Origin of the sequence: Methanothrix soehngenii GP6 (assembly GCF_000204415.1) — an archaeon.
Taxonomy (GTDB): domain Archaea; phylum Halobacteriota; class Methanosarcinia; order Methanotrichales; family Methanotrichaceae; genus Methanothrix; species Methanothrix soehngenii.
On record NC_015416.1, the window covers coordinates 1,258,698 to 1,274,971 of the forward strand.

Genomic DNA, 16,274 nt, shown 5'->3' on the forward strand with positions numbered 1-16,274 from the left:
GGTATTAAGATGTGGATCTTTGAATATAGGGAGCTGATCAAGATTCTCACCATCAGCGACCTTAAGGTAAAATACCAGAGCTCCGTTTTGGGCTTTGCCTGGTCGCTCTTGAATCCGCTTCTTATGATGCTGGTCCTCTATCTGGTATTCAGTAATGTGTTCAATGCTAATCAGGACAATTTCGCTCTTTACCTGCTGATCGGCATCGTAAGCTGGCGATTCATGGCCATAGGAAGCTCAGCTGCCATGGGGGCTATCGTGGGCAAACCCAGCCTGGTGAACAAGATCTATATCCCACGCCAGGTTCTGGTGACGAGCGTGGTTCTGTCCAACCTGATAAGCTCAATTCTGGAGTTCCTGGTGCTTGTGCCCCTGCTCATTATCCTTGGCGCGGGAATCTCGCCTTATATCCTGCTCTTCCCTTTTATACATATGATTTATTTCCTTATCGTATATGGAATAAGCTTAATCCTGGCAGCTCTTTATGTCTATTACCGTGATCTTAACCAGATATGGGATGTGCTCATTCAGATCGGATTTTTCCTCTCGCCGATAGTCTATCCCCTCAGCACTGTGCCGCCGAAGTATCTGGACTATTATATGCTCAATCCCATGACCGCATTGATACAGATGTATAGGGATGTGCTGCTCTACCATCAACTGCCTGCACCGCAGGATGTGGCCGTAACAATTGCAGCTGGTCTGTTCATCATGGTTGTTGGCACTTTAGTCTTCAAGAAGCTGGAGCGTAGGTTTGCGGAGGAGATCTGAATATGTCTCTGCCTCTCGCCGAGATCAATAAGGGCCTGGATAAGTTGAACCTGGTGAAGGGCGGCATAGGCCGGGGGACTAACGGCAATGCAATAGTGGTGGAGGGCATCTCCAAGAATTTTAGAATACCGAAAGAGAAGAAGCTCACCGTCTTCGAGCACCTGGCCGGGCTGGTGGGGAGAGGCACCAGCTCTTATGATGAGTTCATGGCCCTGCAGGATGTCAGCTTCGCTGTAAAACATGGCGAGACCTTTGGGGTGATCGGGCCCAACGGCTGCGGCAAGAGCACTCTGCTTAAGGTTCTGGCGGGAGTTCTCTATCCGGATAGCGGCAGAGTGGAGATAAACGGAAAAATCGCGCCTTTTCTGGAATTGGGAGTTGGCTTTCAGCCGGAGCTCTCCGCCCGGGATAACGTCTACTTATACGGGGCGATAATGGGCCTGACTCATAAAGAGGTAGACCAGAGATACGATGAGATAATGGAGTTCTCTGAGCTGCAACGCTTCGAGAACATGAAGCTGCGCAACTTCTCCTCGGGGATGTATGTGCGGCTGGCCTTTGCCACTGCCATCCAGACCAATCCGGATGTCATGCTGGTGGATGAGGTCTTATCGGTGGGGGATGAGTCCTTCCAGAAGAAATGCAGCGATAAAATAGATGAGATTCGCAAAGCGGGCAAGACCATCCTCCTGGTCTCTCACTCTTTGGCCACGGTGCGTTCGCTATGCAGCCGCTGCATGCTCATGAACCGCGGCCAGGTAGTGGCCTTGGGGGAGACTGAGGGGGTCTTGGCGGAGTATGAAAGGATGAGGGGGGCCGGCACATAAGGCATATGAATGAGTCCCCTGGAAGGAGAAGGGATGCAGCTATGGCCAGACAGCCGGTGATTCTGTCACAAAAATCCTCTCTGCCTGGAGAGATATCCACTTTTCGTCTCCGGTCTCCATCTCGATGTCTGGCAGTATGATGAGCTCGCAGGCGCTGGCGGATTGACAGCACAGATGCATGCTATCGCCTCTCAATATCAAAATCCAGAACGCTCAGGCGCTTAAACAGCCATGGTTTGAGGTAGTGCAATATAACTGGGCAAAGCCTAATTATTATGCTGTATTACTGTAGAAAAATTTATATAACTTAAGAGAATTCTGATCCACACCTTAAATCAGGGAATTGACATTAAGGAGAATAAAAAATGAAAAAACAACTACTTGCAGGGATTTTTGGCATCTTTCTTGCCATCACATTCCTCGGCACAGCCCTTGCCGAAGAGGAGAACGCCAGCACGACAGATCTCCAGATCGCCATAACCTCCGCCAACTTCGTGGCCACCAGTCCGGAGAAGGAGAACCTGGATGATGAGTGGGTAGAGATCACCAACAAAGGCTCTTCAGACGTGAACATGGCCGGATGGACTCTAGCCGATGCGCAGAACCACACCTATACCTTCCCCGACTTCGCCCTTGCTGCCGGGGCTAAAGTTGTCGTGCACACGGGCGAGGGAGACGACGATACAGAGAACCTCTTTTGGGACCGGAGCACATCCATCTGGAACAACAGCGGCGATCTGGCCGTCCTGTTGGATCCCGAGGGCAACATGGTCTCCCAGTACCCCGAGGACGAGGCCTGAGGCCTCACGTTTTTTCTTTTATCCCGATTTTGTGGTAGAACAAACCGATTCGACCATCCATTCAGATAAAATTTGGCTCTTCGCTGAATTATGTGGAGCCTAAAATTTATCTAGCTAAACTGTCCATTTTCTCCCAGGAGGCAGAGCTTCTGAGTCGAATTCATGGTTTGGTCCTGGCTTTTCTTTTTTTTATAATCGGATTATCGGCAGGGATGCCTGATGATAGAATCATTCCGGCGGAAGATGTTTTAGAGGTCATCAAGTCTGGCAAGCCCGCGGAATTTAAAAATTGCACTATTGAAGGTGATTTGAGCCTCAAGGGAATGACGATTGAGCCGCCAGTCTATTTTGATCAGGCAGTCTTTCGGGATTCAGTAGATTTTGACTCAACCATCTTTAATGGAGATGTCCACTTCGGGCACTCGGAATTCCATAAAGATGCCAACTTCATGCGCTCAAAATTCAATGGCCATGCCTACTTCGGAGACTCAGAATTCAAAGATAATGCGAACTTCATTTTCTCTGAGTTCAACGGCCCTGCGAGCTTCATGCTCTCGGAATTCAACGGATCTGCCTACTTTTGGGGCTCGAAATTCAACGGCGATGCCGGATTCATTAATGATCGATTTTATAGAGATACCTACTTTAGCGATGTGGTGTTCAATAAAGATGCCAGTTTCCCATGGAAAACCAAAAAAAATCAAATGCAAGAGGCTAGCTATCCACCTCCATCAGATGACCTTTTCTGGTCGGGCTTGTTCACAGAAATATCTTCAAGCGCTCGCAAGAGAGCCTTCTTCCGGCTACTATCGCTCATTCCATAAAAGGCATCTACAATTGCAGCTACCTTATCCGTCAGATGCTCATCCTTCAAAGAAGGTTCATGGCAGGACTCATTTCGACCTTTTTTCCTCTTTCTGCAATCAACCTCTTGATAGAACTCCTGGTTGATCAGAAGATGATAAATCAGACAGATGAGTTTCCTGGCTACGGCAACGATTGCCACATTGTGCTCCTTCTTTTTGCTCAGCCTCTTGTAGAATCTGGACAGCCCTGTATTTTTCATATTAGCTATTGTCTGGGCAGCCTCGACAAGTACAACTCGGATATACTTGGAACCGCGCTTTGTGATCCCGCATTTCCTCTTTTTGCCGGCAGATTCATTTTCTCCAGGATTGAGGCCACACCATTTCGCCAGCTGTTCAGGGGTCTGAAAATCTCTGTAATTTCCGATCTCTGACAGGATGACCGAACCTGAGATAAATGCGATTCCAGGAATGGACATAACGATAGCCAGATCCTTGCTCTTATTTTGAATCTTTTTCAGAATGTTTAGGCTTGTCTTCTCTATTTTGGATTCGACATTGTCCATGATTTCAAGAGAATCGCTGATCAGCATTCGATTTGTCTCGCTCAGTTCATTGGCAAGTGCTGATCTGATCTCGTCTTGCTTTTTCCTGATCTTTCCGGAGGGTATGCCTTTCAGGATCTCTTCGACGGGCTTGTCTTCAGCCAGACCTCTTATGATATGTGTTCCTGATTTGCAGAATATGTCGTCCATAGAAGAGCTGAGTTTAATGCCGTTTGATGAGAGATATTTGTGTATCCGATTCTTGAACTGAGTTCGTGTCTTGACATATCCTGACCTGGCTCGCGTTAGGTTCCTGAGCTCTCGGTCTTCATCGGAAAAAACCCGAGATCTCTTGATTTGATTATTCAAGCACAGAGTTGCAATACGCTTTGAATCTTTTGAATCTGATTTATCGTTTGGAATGGACTTTATCTGCAGCGGATTGGCAACAATGGTATCTATGGTTCGGCTCAGAACATCATAAATCGGGATCCAATAGACTCCTGTAGCTTCAAATGCAACCTGTTCGCATTTGTTGTCTGCAAGCCAGTTTCTGAATCTATCAAGCTCGGATTTTGTTGTCCCAAAATTCTCTCGAATCGACGGCACTTCGTCGCCAGTTATTGTGGCAACGATCAGATCTTTATGGACATCTGCACCGCAAACTCTTTCTCTTCGTTTTTTCATATATGTCTCTGCCTGATATGGGCAGATGATCATTCCCTTATATGGGATAATTTCCCATACGCGTTCTATGACGCAGTCCCGTATTCGAGGGATATTGGCTGGTTTCAATCGCGGGATCAAGCGTCCCATAAACTTGTCAGCCTTCACTGCCCATATCAGACTTAACATGGACGGATTAAAATATCTGGTTTTCCATCCGTCACGTGTGAGCCCCTGCCTGGGCTCATGGGCGTTTCAATGGCAGTCTGTTTAAGGAAGATTTGATCTTCGAGAATGCCACCTTTCATCGCAAGCTCTCGCTGACAAGGACGAGATATGATGAGCTCTTTGTCAGATGGCATGACATTGCAGGGCACCTTGTCTATGACGATGCTGCTTATATGTCTTTGATGAAGAACTTTAACGGCCTGGGCTATTTCGAGGATCATGATAGCTGCTACTTCCAGTACCGGAAGGAGCATAGAGCAGAGCCTTGGCCCGCGGCAAATGCGGGAGAAGAATGGCTCAGGAAGCTCATAGACTATCCGCTGGAATGGTTTTATGGATATGGCACAAAGCCGTTCAATGCGCTTCTCTTCTCGATCGCCATTGTTCTGGTCTATGCCTTATTCTGGTGGAGACAGGGGCTTGGCGGTCCCAACGATATGACGCCATCCGTTCTGCCGGGGGGCGAAGAGTGGATTGATAATGATATCTTAGATATCCTGGGCTTCAGCTTCACAGTCTTCCTGTCCGGTACTCGGTTATTTATCGATCCCCCTCTCCTGCCTCTAATACAAGGAAGATCCAGATTCTGGACAAAATGGGCTTTCATTTTTGAGAGGCTGCTCGGAGCGTTGTTTTCCATATTGTTATTCATCGCCATCTGCGGAACAATAGTTAGATCCTCTTAGGTGGCGCCATAGATATGGCTCCGAAAGAGATATATTTGCTCATCTCTCTTTCGCAGCAGTTGAGGAGATCAGTGCGCAAGATACAGGAGGTCAGCCCTTGAAAGAGATACGATTACACGGCCGTGGAGGTCAGGGATCGGTCACGGCAGCTGAGATAATAGCCGTTGCCGCCTTTGAGGATAAGAGGTTCTCTCAGGCATTTCCTGCCTTTGGAGTAGAACGGAGGGGTGCGCCGGTTATGGCCTTTGCCCGAATAGCCGATAAACCCATCCGAGTGAGGAGCCAGATATACGAACCAGACTATGTCATCGTCCAGGACGTGACCCTTTTGGACGTGGTCGATGTGGCCAGTGGACTCAAACCGGACGGCAAGATAATAATCAACACCGACCGTTCAGGTGAGCAGCTCAAGCTTGACACAAAGGCCGAGGTCATCACCATCGATGCCACCAAGATCGCCATGGAGGTTTTGGGAAGGCCCATTGTGAACACCACAATGCTGGGCGCATTCTGCGGTGCCAGCGGAGAGGTGGGGCTGGAGAGCCTGAACAAAGCCATATCCGAGCGTTTCCGGGGAGAATTGGGGAAGAAAAACCTGCTGGCCATTAAAACAGCCTACGAGAGGGTTTCTTGATGGAAATTAAGGCTGGTAAACTGGTAGATCCGTGCAGCACCAGAATAACGAAGACCGGTGCCTGGCGGACTTTTGTGCCCGTTGTCGATCATAAGGCATGTATAAAATGCAGCCTCTGTGCGATCTACTGTCCAGAGGGCTGCATCCACCAGGTAGATGGGCAGTTTGTCCCTGACCTGGATTACTGCAAAGGCTGCAGCGTGTGTGCCAATGAATGCCCACGCATGGCGATTACCATGGTCTTGGAGGATAAGTGATGAGCAAAGGAAGCGATAGCAGTATGCCCCAGAATACTGCAAATATGAGAGTGGTTGAGGGCTCCTATGCAGTGGCCCATGCGGTCATGTGTTGCCGGCCGGATGTGATCTCCGCCTATCCCATTACCCCTCAGACCCATATTGTGGAAAACCTCTCCCAGTTGGTGGCTGATGGCGAGCTGGACAGCGCATTCCTGACGGTTGACTCCGAGTTCTCGGCGCTCTCCCTCCTGGTCGGCTCCACCGCATGCGGCGGCAGAGGCTACTCCTCGACCACCAGCCAGGGATTGGCTCTGATGTACGAGGTCCTCTACAACGTCTCAGGCATGAGGCTTCCCATTGTGATGACCGTGGCCAACCGCGCCATTGGGGCTCCCCTGAACATCTGGAACGACCAGCAGGATTCCATTGGCGCTCGCGACGTGGGATGGCTGCAGATCTATGTGGAGAATGTGCAGGAAGCAGTGGATGCCACCCTTCAGGCCTATAAGATCGCCGAAGATCCGGAGATCCGAACTCCGATCATGGTCTGCATGGACGGGTTCATCCTCACCCATGTCTACGAGCCGGTGGAGCTCCTGGACAAAGAGAAGGCAAGGGAATTTCTGCCTGATTTCAAGCCGGCAAACATCCTGGACCCGAACAATCCCCTTACCTTTGGAGCCTTCGCCGATCCATCCACCTATACGGAGTTCCGCTATCAGCAGTTCGAGGCCCATCAAAAGGCGCTGGAAAAGATAGAGCAGGTGGCCAGGGACTTCGAGAAGGCCTTTGGCCGATATTACGGTGGGCTCATAGACAGCTATTACGCCGATGATGCAGAGGTGGTTTTAGTCACTTTGGGCTCAGTCATCGGCACCGTCAAGGATGCCATCGATGAATTGAGGGCGGAGGGCCTCAAGGTGGGCCTGATCAAGATCAGATGCTATCGGCCTTTCCCGGTTGCAGCCCTGCGCAAGGCCCTGTCCGGCGCCAAGGTGATCGCGGTGTTGGAGAAGGACGTCGCCATAGGAAGCGAGGCTGGTCTGCTGACGGATCTCAAGGCAGCATTCTATAACACCCAGATCAGAACGCCTATTATCGGCTTTGCCGCCGGTCTGGGAGGCCGGGACATCACTCTCAAGGACATAAGAAAGATAGTAGAGAAAGCCCTTGCCGCCGAGAAGGGAATCGAGTGCGAGTTCGAGTTCCTGGATCTGAGAAAGGAGATTCTTTAGGAGGCTTCTAAAAATGGAAAGATCTTTGCTGGCACCGGGCCACCGGGCCTGTGCGGGATGCGCCATGCCCACCACCATCAGGCTGGTCTTGGATGCGGCCGGGCCGAATACCATTGTGGTCTCGCCCACCGGCTGCCTGGAGGTTGTCACCACCCCCTTCCCGGAGAGCGCCTGGTGCGTTCCCTGGATTCACTCCCTGTTCGAAAACCCAGCTGCAGTGGCCTCTGGCGTGGAGGTCATGCTCAAGCGCCGGGGCCAGGATACCAATGTTGTGGTGATAGGAGGAGACGGGAGCACATTCGATATCGGTATGGGCTCGAACTCCGGCATGTTCGAGCGCGGCCATAAGGTGCTTTATGTCTGCTATGACAACGAGGCTTATATGAACACCGGAGTGCAGCGCAGCGGCTCCACGCCCTTCTGCGTTCACACAACCACCACCCCATCAGGATCAGAATCGATGGGCAATCCCCGGCCCAAGAAGGATATGCCGGCCATCGCCCTGGCTCATGGTGTGCCCTATGTGGCTACCGCCTCAGTGGCCTATCCGGTGGACCTGAGAAGGAAGGTCAAGGAGGCTCTAAAGGCCAATGGACCATCCTATATCCAGGTCAACGCTCCCTGCATCACTGGCTGGACATTCGATGCTGGAACCATGATTGAGCTAGCTCGTCTCGCAGTGGAGACTGGCCTGTGGCCCCTCACGGAGTATGTCGATGGAAAGCTGGTGGGGGTGAAGAAGATCCGCCGACCCAAACCTGTCGAGGAGTATCTCCGCCTGCAGGGCCGCTACAAGCATCTCTTCAAGAAGCCCAATGGCGCGGATATGTTGAAGCATATCAAAGCACTGGCAGATGGAAACATCGCCAGGTATAATCTGGTTGATTGAAGATGTATGTAGGCCGGATCGTGGTCGCAGGCCGTGCCCAGGGAAGGAGCTTTGTCGCCTACAGAGTCTCCTCCCGCTCTTTTCCCAACCGGAGGGCAGAGGTCCATGATAAATCGATAACAGTTATGCCTTTGGATCCTGCGGACCTGGCGCGGAACCCTTACATCTCCTACAACTGCATTCGGGTGGCAGATGATGTGGCAGTGGTCACCAATGGCACTCATACCGATATGATCACAGAGAGGATAGAGGACGGGCAGAGTCCGGGAGATTCCATGGCCTTGAGCCTGCTCGCTTACGGCCACGAGAGGGATGAGCTGGACACACCCCGCATCGCTGGGGCTGTGCGCGGGAACAGGGCATGGCTGGGGATCGCCAGGAAGGACGAGCTCCGGGTGCAGCAGTTCAGGTTGGATGAGGACCAGGCCTTAATGGTGGCGACATATGAGAAGACCAATTTCGAGGATGTCTCGATGTCGGCCTGGGATGTGGCCGGGATAGCCCGCAAAGCCTATGATCTCTCCTTTGAGAGGCCGGTCTGCGCGGCTGCTGCCCTGGCTTGCTCTGCTGAGCCTAATGGGGGATTTATTCTCGCGGCATATAATCCGGATTGAAAGGCACCGGAAGTGAACTTTGAGGTGTTGTTTATGGAGATCAATGGTGTGCAAATTGATGATACCTTTGCTGAAGCTTTTCCCATTAAGATGGCAAGGGTGCAGATCACAGCAGTGACAGAGAGGTGGGCACTGGAGGCGGCGAGGGAAGCCACGGGATTTGGAACCTCAGTGATTGGATGTCCTGCCGAGGCGGGCATAGAATGCCTCGTGGATGGAAGAGAGACCGTCGACGGCCGGCCTGGTGTGAACATCCTCTTATGCAACATGGGCTTCAAGAACCTGGAGAACTCATTGCTCATGAGGCTGGGCCAGTGCGTGCTCACTGCGCCCACTGCTGCTGCTTTTAGCGGCATGCATGATGCGGAAAAACAGTTTGATACCGGCAAGAAGCTGAGCTTCTTCGGGGATGGCTACCAGAAGACAGAGGAGATGTTTGGACGAAACATCTGGAAGATACTTCTCATGTCCGGCGACTTCATCATCGAGAACAGCTTTGGAGCGGTCGAAGGAATCGCTGGAGGCAATTTCCTGATACTGGGCCAGAATCAGATGTCCGGCCTGATGGCAGCCGAGGCGGCGATAGACTCCATTCGCAAGGTCAAGGGCGCTATCACCCCCTTCCCGGGAGGTGTCGTCTCCAGCGGATCGAAGGTGGGCTCAAAGTACAAGTTCCTCAAGGCCTCCACCAACTCCGCCTTCTGCACATCGCTCCGGGAGGATGGTGTCTGCGTTCTGGCGGAGGATGTCTCTTGCGTCTTTGAGATAGTGATCAATGGCGTTGACCGGGAGGCCATAGAGAACGCCATGCGGGCGGGAATCCATGCTGCCTGTCAAGTGCCTGGCATTCTGAAGATAACCGCAGCCAATTACGAGGGGAAGCTGGGCATTCATCATTTCCCGCTGCATAGCGTGCTGGAGTAGAGCAAGACCCAGACACATTCTTTTTTTTAGTTTTTATTAAAATATTTGAATCATAGGAGTTGATAGCTCGTGATGGTCGCCCCAGAAATAGCCGATGTTCGGGATCGAATTAAGACCTGGCTTGTACAGGAGGACATATTCAAGGAAGAGGTGCCCCAGCGAGAGCCTATACTATCAGATCGCTGCTGAATATCCTGCCCGGTCAGGCAGGCATTTGAGCATCATTCAGCCCCAGGGCCACGAGGATATGGTTGTGATCTTCAGCCGGATAATGCTGGCTGATGTCCATCAAAAGGCCATCATGCATCTTTTGCCTCAGCAGAAAGAGAGGCTCATGTGGCAGATACGCTACGACCTCCTGTTCCGCCAGTCCAGCTTCGAGATCGAGCCTGCAGGAGAGGATATGCGGAGCATTCGTTTCACCCGGGAGATCTACTACGACGGCCTGACCAAGGACAGGCTGATGGAAGCGATAAGAGAGAACTTCAAGTGTGAGCTTTACGTGGTCTGGAAATTCCAGGAGCTGTTTGGCGAGGGATCAGCAGCAAAGGACTCAAAGCCGCCTGAACCGATGTATATCTAGCCGATATGGATCTGGTGGATAGAAAATAGAGGCATGAGGCCTCTTGAGGACATCTCAAGAGATCTCATAAACCAGATTCACGCTGGCCGTCACTTCCATCTCTCCTGGCTGGATCGGGGTAGCATCCATTGCATATGAATAGCTTCTGGAAGCCTCCATGACATATCCATAGCCTACTGTTATCTCCAGGATCTTTCCCAGCTCCAATCCGGCGGCGCTGGCGGCAACCTGAGCCTTCCTTTGCGCATCCTTGATGGCAATAGTCATGGCCTCATCATTCTGAGGGGTTGGATCCTTGAGGTCGAACTTGACTTCCTGGATGCTGTTTGAGCCCGCGCTTACCGCCGCATCCAAGACCCGGCCCACGTCCGCAGTATTCTCCAGCCTCACTGTTACCTGGTTCGTGGCCAGGAAGGTCGGAGGCTCTTGCGTTGCATCAGCGCCCCGGGGCTCGTCCTGAGGCATTGTGGTCAGGCTGAACCTGCTGGTCTGCATCTGGCTCTCATTGATGCCCGCATCGAGCAGGGCATTGATGGTTTGGTTCATCAGGATAGCATTCTCTTCAGCTGCTTCTGCTGCGCTTGTGCTCCGGGTCTCAACCCCAAGAACTATCGTTGCCATATCCGGGGCAGCTTTCACCTTGCCCTCGCCATCCACTCTCAGCTTAGATACATCTGTTCCATTATCCGCCGCCATTGCAGGTATGACCAATGACAATAGCAGCATCCCCATTAATACACTGCATATCTTTTTCATAGACTAACCCCTTTATACCGATGTCATTGAAGTGTCTTATAAGATAAACTCATAGGTCACCATGACCCTGGAGTTGACATCCATCATCCTGCCCTCGCCCGAGCCTCCGCCATAGGAATAGTCTATTCCCAGATCGGGATAAGCGAAGATATCCATGGCCTTTCCCAGGCTTCCCCCAGCATCCGCGGCTATGGCAGCTGCATTCTTTCTGGCATCGGCCAGAGCTTTCTTGCGGGCTTCTGCCCGGGCGTCGCTTGAGTCCTTCAGGTAGTATCCCGCCACATAGGCGTTGGCCCCTGCCGATCGAGCGGCATCCAGCACCTTATCGATCCCGGACTCATCTTTGGCCTGGAGACGGATGACTGTGGACCTTTGCAGAGTGGATGCGCTCTCTGTGACATTCTCGCATACAGTGGTGTTATTCACCGTCTTGCAGACTTTGCTCGATGACTGGAAGCTGGATATGCCGCTTCCCTGGCCGGGCAGGATCTCCTCGTCCTTGACCCCCGCTTTCTTCAAGGCGGATATCACCCGGTTCATCTCCTCTCCGACCTCATACTGGGCTTGAGTAATATTTTCATTGCTGCTCTCAACCGAGACGGAGATAGTGACTATATCTGCAGGAACGGTCACCGTTCCCACCCCCTCAACCGTCAGAGGGTAGACGTCACCCACTGCAGCTCCAAAGAGCGCGTTCCATATTATAACGCAGAATAAGACAACCGACCACTTCATATTAATCCCCATCTATGGAAATACTCGAAGATATTTAAGCGCTCTGCTGGTCTCGTTGCCCATCAGAGACCCGTTCCATCCACTCCTGTCATTTCATTCTCCTCTTCTTCATTCGACCACCATCTTTAATTTCAGAATAAACATCCACCACCTTCATGAGCAAGATCGGAAAGGCGATCAGGCTGGAGCGCATCCTGGATCGCAAGACGCACAGGACCATCATCATTCCCATGGACCATGGAATATCTGTAGGACCCATTGCCGGACTGATAGATATGCCGGCCACGGTAGACAAAGTGGCAGAAGGCGGGGCCAACGCCGTCCTGGGACATATGGGCCTGCCATTGCATGGCCACCGGGGATATGGAAGGGATGTGGGATTGATCATTCATCTCTCTGCATCCAGCTCACTAGGTCCTGATCCAAATCACAAGGTTTTGGTGACGGACGTCGAGGACGCCATAAGAGTGGGAGCGGATGCCGTGAGCATCCACGTTAACGTCGGCGCCGACGATGAGGCGGAGATGCTCCATGACCTGGGAAGGGTGGCACGAAGCTGCGACCAATGGGGCATACCCCTGATCGCCATGATGTATCCACGCGGGCCAAAGGTGAAGTCTGAGCATAATGTAGAACATGTGAAGCTGGCCGCACGCATAGGCTCGGAGTTGGGGGCGGATATAGTCAAGACGAATTACACCGGCTCGCCTGACACCTTCCAGGAGGTGGTAAGAGGCTGCAGCGTGCCTGTTGTCATCGCCGGCGGACCGAAGATGGACACTGAACGGGATCTATTGCAGATGGTCTACTATGCGGTTCAGGTGGGCGGAGCAGGGGTGGCCTTCGGCCGCAATGTCTTCCAGGCAGAGAATCCAACTCTCCTTGTAAGAAGGCTGTGCAAGGTAGTCCACGAGGGATATACCCCGGATGAGGCGGAGAAGGTCACCCTCTAAGGCGGGCCTTCCTTCTAATAATTTTTATATCATGACTATAAAACTCTGAATTGATCCGTCTGCTCGATGACAGCCAAATCGACCGCAACCTATATCCACTTATTCGAATACATTAGGAAGCATGAAGCTCATAGCTCCCTTTCTTCTTGCCATTTTGATGCTTGCCATCCCTGCTGCAATGGGCCAGGATGCTGAGCACTGGATCGCCAAGACGAAAAGCGATTATTATAACGGCTCATACCCACTTGCCTTGGATGATATCGATCAATATCTGAAGATCAATCAGAGCGACACCTGGGCCTGGAGCTTCAGGGCCAATCTCCTGCTGAAGATGGAAAGATACGAAGAGGCGCTGGAGAGCTTTGACAGGATCATTTCTCTGGACCAATCCAATGCAAAAGCCTACAATGATCGCGCTCTCGTCCTCTCAGGTGGGCTGAACCAGGATGAAGAGGCACTGGCTTCTCTGGAAGCGGCCCTGCAGATCGATGCCCTTAATGCTAACGCCTGGTACAACAAAGGAATGGTTCTGGAGAAGATGGAACGGTACAATGAGTCACTGGAAGCCTACAGAAAGGCGATTGATCTGGATGGGGATCTAGATCGAGCCTGGTACCGTCAGGGCCATGTCCTCCTGATAGTCCAGAGATTCGATGAGTCTCTCGCTTCCCTGGATAAGGCGGTCGAATTCAACCCCGAGAACGCAGAGGCATGGAATGATAAGGGCGTGGTTTTGAGGAAACTGGAACGGAATGAGGAGGCACTCGATTGCTTCCAGAGGGCGATCCAGCTCGATCCCTCAAATGAGCTCTATCGGGAGAATTTGAATGATCTTGGCGGGGTTGAGCCCATCGTAAACTCTCCAGGAGTAATCTCGGAGAAGGTATTGGACTTCTCCTAGGCCCATTACTGATGCGCCATGATCCATCAGTTGCTGAGATTATGGCGCTCGGGCATTCCGCTACTCTGATATTTCCGCAAAATCCAAGATATGCCTCTGGATCATCTCATTTATGCTTATTAGCGACTGAACGAATACCAGTATTTTTATAGGTTCAAAAGCCAATACTAGTATCAGGTGATATAAATCATGATCAAAGGTCTATTAAAATTGTTCATCAGCCTGATGGCCTTCACTTGGCTTGCTAAAAGACTACTTCGCCGCCGCATCCAGCAGGAGGAGGAGACTGAGGAGGTCTCCTCAGATCCCTGGCATAGTTGAAGGCCAAACCAGATCCATCTCAGGTGCTCCCGGGCAGGCAGATCCAGCCCTGCCCGGAGCCGGTCTCTGATGCATTAAATGATCTGCTGATCTAGCGATCCATTGATGATCTATCTAGCCTTCACCACCACCGTTCTGGCCACGCTATCGCCCAATCTCTGCTGTTTATCGGATCGCCAGATCAATATTGCGCCAATGAGGTAGGCAAATAGGCCATCAATTATGCGCAGGATGTTTCTTGTGAACGCCTGGCTCATGTCTATGGGGCTGCCATCCTCTCTGACCACCTTTATTTTGGTGATCATCTTGCCCACGGTCTGGCCTTTCGATCCCTCCAGTAGGGTGAAGTATGCTATGTATATCGCAAAGTAAAGCACCCCCCAATACCAGGGAAACATATCCCCCTGCATACCTCCAGCTCCCAAAATATTTCCCAGAGCACCAAATATAAGGCCAAAAATTATGCTGTCTATCACCAGCGATACCAATCTAATTCCTATTCCTTGGTATTCCATCTGCTCCGGACCGTTGACCTCCAATTCAACCTGACCTGCCATGATATTCACCTTGCATATATGCTGGACCGCAAACATCAAATAACTTTCTGAGTTCCTAGGACAGGTTTTTAAAAAAATGAGATTTTAAGCCTCGGACGGGATTCGAACCCGCGACCTCGTCCTTACCAAGGACGCGCTATACCGGGCTAAGCTATCGAGGCGCCAAGAGCCCCTTGTGCTCGCCCTTCATGAACCTTTCGGTCTGAATGAGGAAAAAGAGGTGGGATAAGGTTTTCAGCAAAATTGGCAAGCAAACCACGACCCATGGCGACCCTTGCTCAACGGTTTTGCTCAGTGGCTTTGCTCAATAGCCTGCTCATAGACCTTTTCCGTACTCTCAGCTATGTGATCCCAGGAGAACTCGCTCTCTATCCTGGTCCAACCGGCCCGGGCCAGGTGTTTCATCTCTTTCGGATTGCTGATAATCCGGTTTATGCACCAGGCTATGGACTCGGGCTGGATATAAGCCAGCAGCCCATCCTGGAAGTTGTTGATTATGCTCACCGCATCAGTGGCCACCACCGGCTTGCAGGCGTCCCATGCCTCCAGCACGACCACTCCAAAGGGCTCGTTGCGAGAGGGAACGCACATCATATCGCAGGCATTGATCAGCATCTGCTTCTCCGCACTGGATGTGTACCCCAGGAACCGGCAGGAATCTGCGATGCCTAGATAGCGAGCCTTTTGCTCGCATTCCGATCTCATGCCCCCCTCGCCGATGAAGACGAAACAGACATCTGGTCTATTTCTCAGCACCTGAGGTATGGCCTCCACCAGCAGGTCCGGCCCCTTCTGGACGCTCATCCTGCCGCAGAAGAGCACCACAGGGGCCAGGGGATGGATGCCGTACTTCTCCTTGATCCGGCCGGCGTCTACGCCTCTCCGCATCTTGCCCACGATAATGCCATTGGGAATGATGGGAATCTTGTCCTTGGGCAGGCTGTAGATCTGCATCAGCTCGTCCTGCATCCTCCTGGTGGTCACAATAACCTTAGCCGCCTCATAGCATCCCTGCCACTCTCGATGAGATATCTCCTCGGATATGCCGTATCCAAAGGTGTTCCCGTTCCTACCCCATTCAGTGCTATGCATGGTCAGCAGGAAGGGCAGATGATAGTCGCTCTTTATTCGGGTCAGGGCTAGGACGGGATGCCAGTCATGGCCGTGCACTACATCGAAGTTGCCGAAGAGCTGCTGCACCGCACCGAAACGATGATAGAGGGCATCGCACATCCGGTTCATCTGATCGACGATATCGCCATGGTCGTCTACATCAGCCCGCTGGTAGTGCACCCCGTTTATCTTGTCATAGGACTCAAAGTCCCCTCTTCGGGTAAAAATATGGACCTCATGGCCCCGCCTGGCCAGCGCTTCCGATAGCTCTGAGACATGAGGGGCAACGCCACCTACTTTTATTGAATACAGACTCTCCCAGGAGAGCATTCCAATTCGCATCTATTCACCATTCATCCCTAAAGGCATCCAGCGCATGCTGCCGAGCATGTTGCAGATTGTGCGCAGGTCGTTCTGCTGAGCGTATTGCTGAAAGGATGCCAAATTATTATCAGTACGACCATTTTTTTGCTATCGTTTCTTATTGTTTG

21 protein-coding genes and 1 tRNA gene are annotated in these 16,274 nt (G+C 51.7%); 15 read left to right on the forward strand and 7 right to left on the reverse strand.

Annotation, left to right across the window (positions count from 1 at the left end; all coding sequences use genetic code 11):
- Positions 1 to 9: 9 nt before the first annotated feature.
- A complete protein-coding gene (locus MCON_RS06235) occupies positions 10 to 771 on the forward strand; it encodes an ABC transporter permease (RefSeq protein WP_013719163.1) in 762 nt (253 codons plus the stop codon).
- A gap of 2 nt (positions 772 to 773) precedes the next feature.
- The gene (locus MCON_RS06240; protein WP_013719164.1) at positions 774 to 1,598 is read left to right on the forward strand and encodes an ABC transporter ATP-binding protein; all 825 of its coding nucleotides are present in this window, start codon (positions 774 to 776) and stop codon (positions 1,596 to 1,598) included.
- Between the two features lie 39 nt (positions 1,599 to 1,637).
- Here MCON_RS06240 and MCON_RS16080 read toward each other — a convergent pair whose 3' ends face one another.
- Complete coding sequence (locus MCON_RS16080; RefSeq protein ID WP_157863703.1) at positions 1,638 to 1,778, reverse strand: hypothetical protein; 141 nt, start codon at positions 1,776 to 1,778, stop codon at positions 1,638 to 1,640.
- A 185-nt stretch (positions 1,779 to 1,963) separates the two neighbouring features.
- Here MCON_RS16080 and MCON_RS15140 point away from each other — a divergent pair, with 185 nt between their 5' ends.
- A complete protein-coding gene (locus tag MCON_RS15140; protein WP_013719166.1) occupies positions 1,964 to 2,398 on the forward strand; it encodes a lamin tail domain-containing protein in 435 nt (144 codons plus the stop codon).
- Positions 2,399 to 2,610: 212 nt separating this feature from the next.
- Positions 2,611 to 3,222, forward strand: a complete 612-nt coding sequence (locus tag MCON_RS15595; RefSeq protein WP_157863704.1) for a pentapeptide repeat-containing protein — start codon at positions 2,611 to 2,613, stop codon at positions 3,220 to 3,222.
- Here MCON_RS15595 and MCON_RS06255 read toward each other — a convergent pair.
- Positions 3,117 to 4,469 (reverse strand): IS110 family RNA-guided transposase, encoded by a 1,353-nt coding sequence (locus MCON_RS06255; protein WP_048131613.1) that lies wholly within the window; start codon positions 4,467 to 4,469, stop codon positions 3,117 to 3,119. The genes MCON_RS15595 and MCON_RS06255 overlap by 106 nt on opposite strands.
- Before the next feature lie 227 nt (positions 4,470 to 4,696).
- Between MCON_RS06255 and MCON_RS06260 the strand changes: the two genes are divergently transcribed.
- From MCON_RS06260 to MCON_RS06295, 8 genes are all read left to right on the forward strand, one after another.
- Positions 4,697 to 5,329, forward strand: a complete 633-nt coding sequence (locus MCON_RS06260; protein ID WP_013719168.1) for a hypothetical protein — start codon at positions 4,697 to 4,699, stop codon at positions 5,327 to 5,329.
- Between the two features lie 97 nt (positions 5,330 to 5,426).
- Positions 5,427 to 5,963 (forward strand): pyruvate ferredoxin oxidoreductase subunit gamma, encoded by a 537-nt coding sequence (locus MCON_RS06265; RefSeq protein WP_013719169.1) that lies wholly within the window; start codon positions 5,427 to 5,429, stop codon positions 5,961 to 5,963.
- A complete protein-coding gene (locus MCON_RS06270; protein ID WP_013719170.1) occupies positions 5,963 to 6,220 on the forward strand; it encodes a 4Fe-4S binding protein in 258 nt (85 codons plus the stop codon). Before MCON_RS06265 ends, MCON_RS06270 begins: the two co-directional genes overlap by 1 nt.
- Positions 6,220 to 7,437: a transketolase C-terminal domain-containing protein gene (locus tag MCON_RS06275; RefSeq protein ID WP_013719171.1), complete on the forward strand. Its 1,218-nt coding sequence runs from the start codon at positions 6,220 to 6,222 to the stop codon at positions 7,435 to 7,437. The genes MCON_RS06270 and MCON_RS06275 overlap by 1 nt, the downstream gene beginning before the upstream one ends.
- Positions 7,438 to 7,450: 13 nt before the next feature.
- Positions 7,451 to 8,326 (forward strand): thiamine pyrophosphate-dependent enzyme, encoded by an 876-nt coding sequence (locus MCON_RS06280; protein ID WP_013719172.1) that lies wholly within the window; start codon positions 7,451 to 7,453, stop codon positions 8,324 to 8,326.
- Between the two features lie 2 nt (positions 8,327 to 8,328).
- Positions 8,329 to 8,940, forward strand: coding sequence for an IMP cyclohydrolase (locus tag MCON_RS06285; RefSeq protein WP_013719173.1), 612 nt, complete (start codon positions 8,329 to 8,331; stop codon positions 8,938 to 8,940).
- 33 nt (positions 8,941 to 8,973) lie between these two features.
- Positions 8,974 to 9,864 (forward strand): formylmethanofuran--tetrahydromethanopterin N-formyltransferase, encoded by an 891-nt coding sequence (gene fhcD, locus MCON_RS06290; protein ID WP_013719174.1) that lies wholly within the window; start codon positions 8,974 to 8,976, stop codon positions 9,862 to 9,864.
- A gap of 94 nt (positions 9,865 to 9,958) precedes the next feature.
- Positions 9,959 to 10,447 carry a DUF2299 domain-containing protein gene (locus MCON_RS06295; RefSeq protein ID WP_048132010.1) on the forward strand — a complete coding sequence of 163 codons (489 nt, stop codon included), beginning with the start codon at positions 9,959 to 9,961 and terminating at the stop codon, positions 10,445 to 10,447.
- Between the two features lie 54 nt (positions 10,448 to 10,501).
- On the opposite strand, the gene MCON_RS06300 is transcribed toward MCON_RS06295, so the two are convergent.
- Together MCON_RS06300 and MCON_RS06305 are read right to left on the reverse strand one after the other, a co-directional pair.
- Positions 10,502 to 11,203, reverse strand: a complete 702-nt coding sequence (locus MCON_RS06300; protein WP_013719176.1) for an SIMPL domain-containing protein — start codon at positions 11,201 to 11,203, stop codon at positions 10,502 to 10,504.
- Positions 11,204 to 11,239: 36 nt separating this feature from the next.
- Positions 11,240 to 11,938 carry an SIMPL domain-containing protein gene (locus MCON_RS06305; RefSeq protein ID WP_013719177.1) on the reverse strand — a complete coding sequence of 233 codons (699 nt, stop codon included), beginning with the start codon at positions 11,936 to 11,938 and terminating at the stop codon, positions 11,240 to 11,242.
- A gap of 155 nt (positions 11,939 to 12,093) precedes the next feature.
- On the opposite strand from MCON_RS06305, the gene MCON_RS06310 reads away from it, so the two are divergent.
- From MCON_RS06310 to MCON_RS16865, 3 genes are all read left to right on the forward strand, one after another.
- On the forward strand, positions 12,094 to 12,891 hold the full coding sequence (locus tag MCON_RS06310; protein WP_013719178.1) for a 2-amino-3,7-dideoxy-D-threo-hept-6-ulosonate synthase: 798 nt from the start codon (positions 12,094 to 12,096) through the stop codon (positions 12,889 to 12,891).
- A 121-nt stretch (positions 12,892 to 13,012) separates the two neighbouring features.
- The gene (locus MCON_RS06315; protein WP_013719179.1) at positions 13,013 to 13,792 is read left to right on the forward strand and encodes a tetratricopeptide repeat protein; all 780 of its coding nucleotides are present in this window, start codon (positions 13,013 to 13,015) and stop codon (positions 13,790 to 13,792) included.
- A 189-nt stretch (positions 13,793 to 13,981) separates the two neighbouring features.
- Positions 13,982 to 14,113 carry a hypothetical protein gene (locus MCON_RS16865; RefSeq protein WP_269798851.1) on the forward strand — a complete coding sequence of 44 codons (132 nt, stop codon included), beginning with the start codon at positions 13,982 to 13,984 and terminating at the stop codon, positions 14,111 to 14,113.
- Positions 14,114 to 14,223: 110 nt separating this feature from the next.
- On the opposite strand, the gene MCON_RS06320 is transcribed toward MCON_RS16865, so the two are convergent.
- The 3 genes from MCON_RS06320 to MCON_RS06330 form a co-directional block, all read right to left on the reverse strand.
- Complete coding sequence (locus tag MCON_RS06320) at positions 14,224 to 14,670, reverse strand: RDD family protein (RefSeq protein ID WP_048132974.1); 447 nt, start codon at positions 14,668 to 14,670, stop codon at positions 14,224 to 14,226.
- A gap of 87 nt (positions 14,671 to 14,757) precedes the next feature.
- Positions 14,758 to 14,831 (reverse strand) — tRNA-Thr (locus MCON_RS06325).
- A gap of 130 nt (positions 14,832 to 14,961) precedes the next feature.
- Positions 14,962 to 16,125: a glycosyltransferase family 4 protein gene (locus tag MCON_RS06330; RefSeq protein ID WP_013719181.1), complete on the reverse strand. Its 1,164-nt coding sequence runs from the start codon at positions 16,123 to 16,125 to the stop codon at positions 14,962 to 14,964.
- Positions 16,126 to 16,274 lie beyond the last annotated feature (149 nt).

Excerpts from the sequence above, each read along its gene's own strand:
- MCON_RS06235 (WP_013719163.1), top strand. The coding sequence starts at position 10 with ATGTGGATCTTTGAATATAGGGAGCTGATCAAGATTCTCACCATCAGC.
- MCON_RS06240 (WP_013719164.1), top strand. The coding sequence starts at position 774 with ATGTCTCTGCCTCTCGCCGAGATCAATAAGGGCCTGGATAAGTTGAAC.
- MCON_RS16080 (WP_157863703.1), bottom strand. The coding sequence starts at position 1,778 with ATGCATCTGTGCTGTCAATCCGCCAGCGCCTGCGAGCTCATCATACTG.
- MCON_RS15140 (WP_013719166.1), top strand. The coding sequence starts at position 1,964 with ATGAAAAAACAACTACTTGCAGGGATTTTTGGCATCTTTCTTGCCATC.
- MCON_RS15595 (WP_157863704.1), top strand. The coding sequence starts at position 2,611 with ATGCCTGATGATAGAATCATTCCGGCGGAAGATGTTTTAGAGGTCATC.
- MCON_RS06255 (WP_048131613.1), bottom strand. The coding sequence starts at position 4,469 with ATGATCATCTGCCCATATCAGGCAGAGACATATATGAAAAAACGAAGA.
- MCON_RS06270 (WP_013719170.1), top strand. The coding sequence starts at position 5,963 with ATGGAAATTAAGGCTGGTAAACTGGTAGATCCGTGCAGCACCAGAATA.
- MCON_RS06275 (WP_013719171.1), top strand. The coding sequence starts at position 6,220 with ATGAGCAAAGGAAGCGATAGCAGTATGCCCCAGAATACTGCAAATATG.
- MCON_RS06280 (WP_013719172.1), top strand. The coding sequence starts at position 7,451 with ATGGAAAGATCTTTGCTGGCACCGGGCCACCGGGCCTGTGCGGGATGC.
- MCON_RS06285 (WP_013719173.1), top strand. The coding sequence starts at position 8,329 with ATGTATGTAGGCCGGATCGTGGTCGCAGGCCGTGCCCAGGGAAGGAGC.
- fhcD (WP_013719174.1), top strand. The coding sequence starts at position 8,974 with ATGGAGATCAATGGTGTGCAAATTGATGATACCTTTGCTGAAGCTTTT.
- MCON_RS06295 (WP_048132010.1), top strand. The coding sequence starts at position 9,959 with ATGTTCGGGATCGAATTAAGACCTGGCTTGTACAGGAGGACATATTCA.
- MCON_RS06300 (WP_013719176.1), bottom strand. The coding sequence starts at position 11,203 with ATGAAAAAGATATGCAGTGTATTAATGGGGATGCTGCTATTGTCATTG.
- MCON_RS06305 (WP_013719177.1), bottom strand. The coding sequence starts at position 11,938 with ATGAAGTGGTCGGTTGTCTTATTCTGCGTTATAATATGGAACGCGCTC.
- MCON_RS06310 (WP_013719178.1), top strand. The coding sequence starts at position 12,094 with ATGAGCAAGATCGGAAAGGCGATCAGGCTGGAGCGCATCCTGGATCGC.
- MCON_RS06315 (WP_013719179.1), top strand. The coding sequence starts at position 13,013 with ATGAAGCTCATAGCTCCCTTTCTTCTTGCCATTTTGATGCTTGCCATC.
- MCON_RS16865 (WP_269798851.1), top strand. The coding sequence starts at position 13,982 with ATGATCAAAGGTCTATTAAAATTGTTCATCAGCCTGATGGCCTTCACT.
- MCON_RS06320 (WP_048132974.1), bottom strand. The coding sequence starts at position 14,670 with ATGGCAGGTCAGGTTGAATTGGAGGTCAACGGTCCGGAGCAGATGGAA.
- MCON_RS06330 (WP_013719181.1), bottom strand. The coding sequence starts at position 16,125 with ATGCGAATTGGAATGCTCTCCTGGGAGAGTCTGTATTCAATAAAAGTA.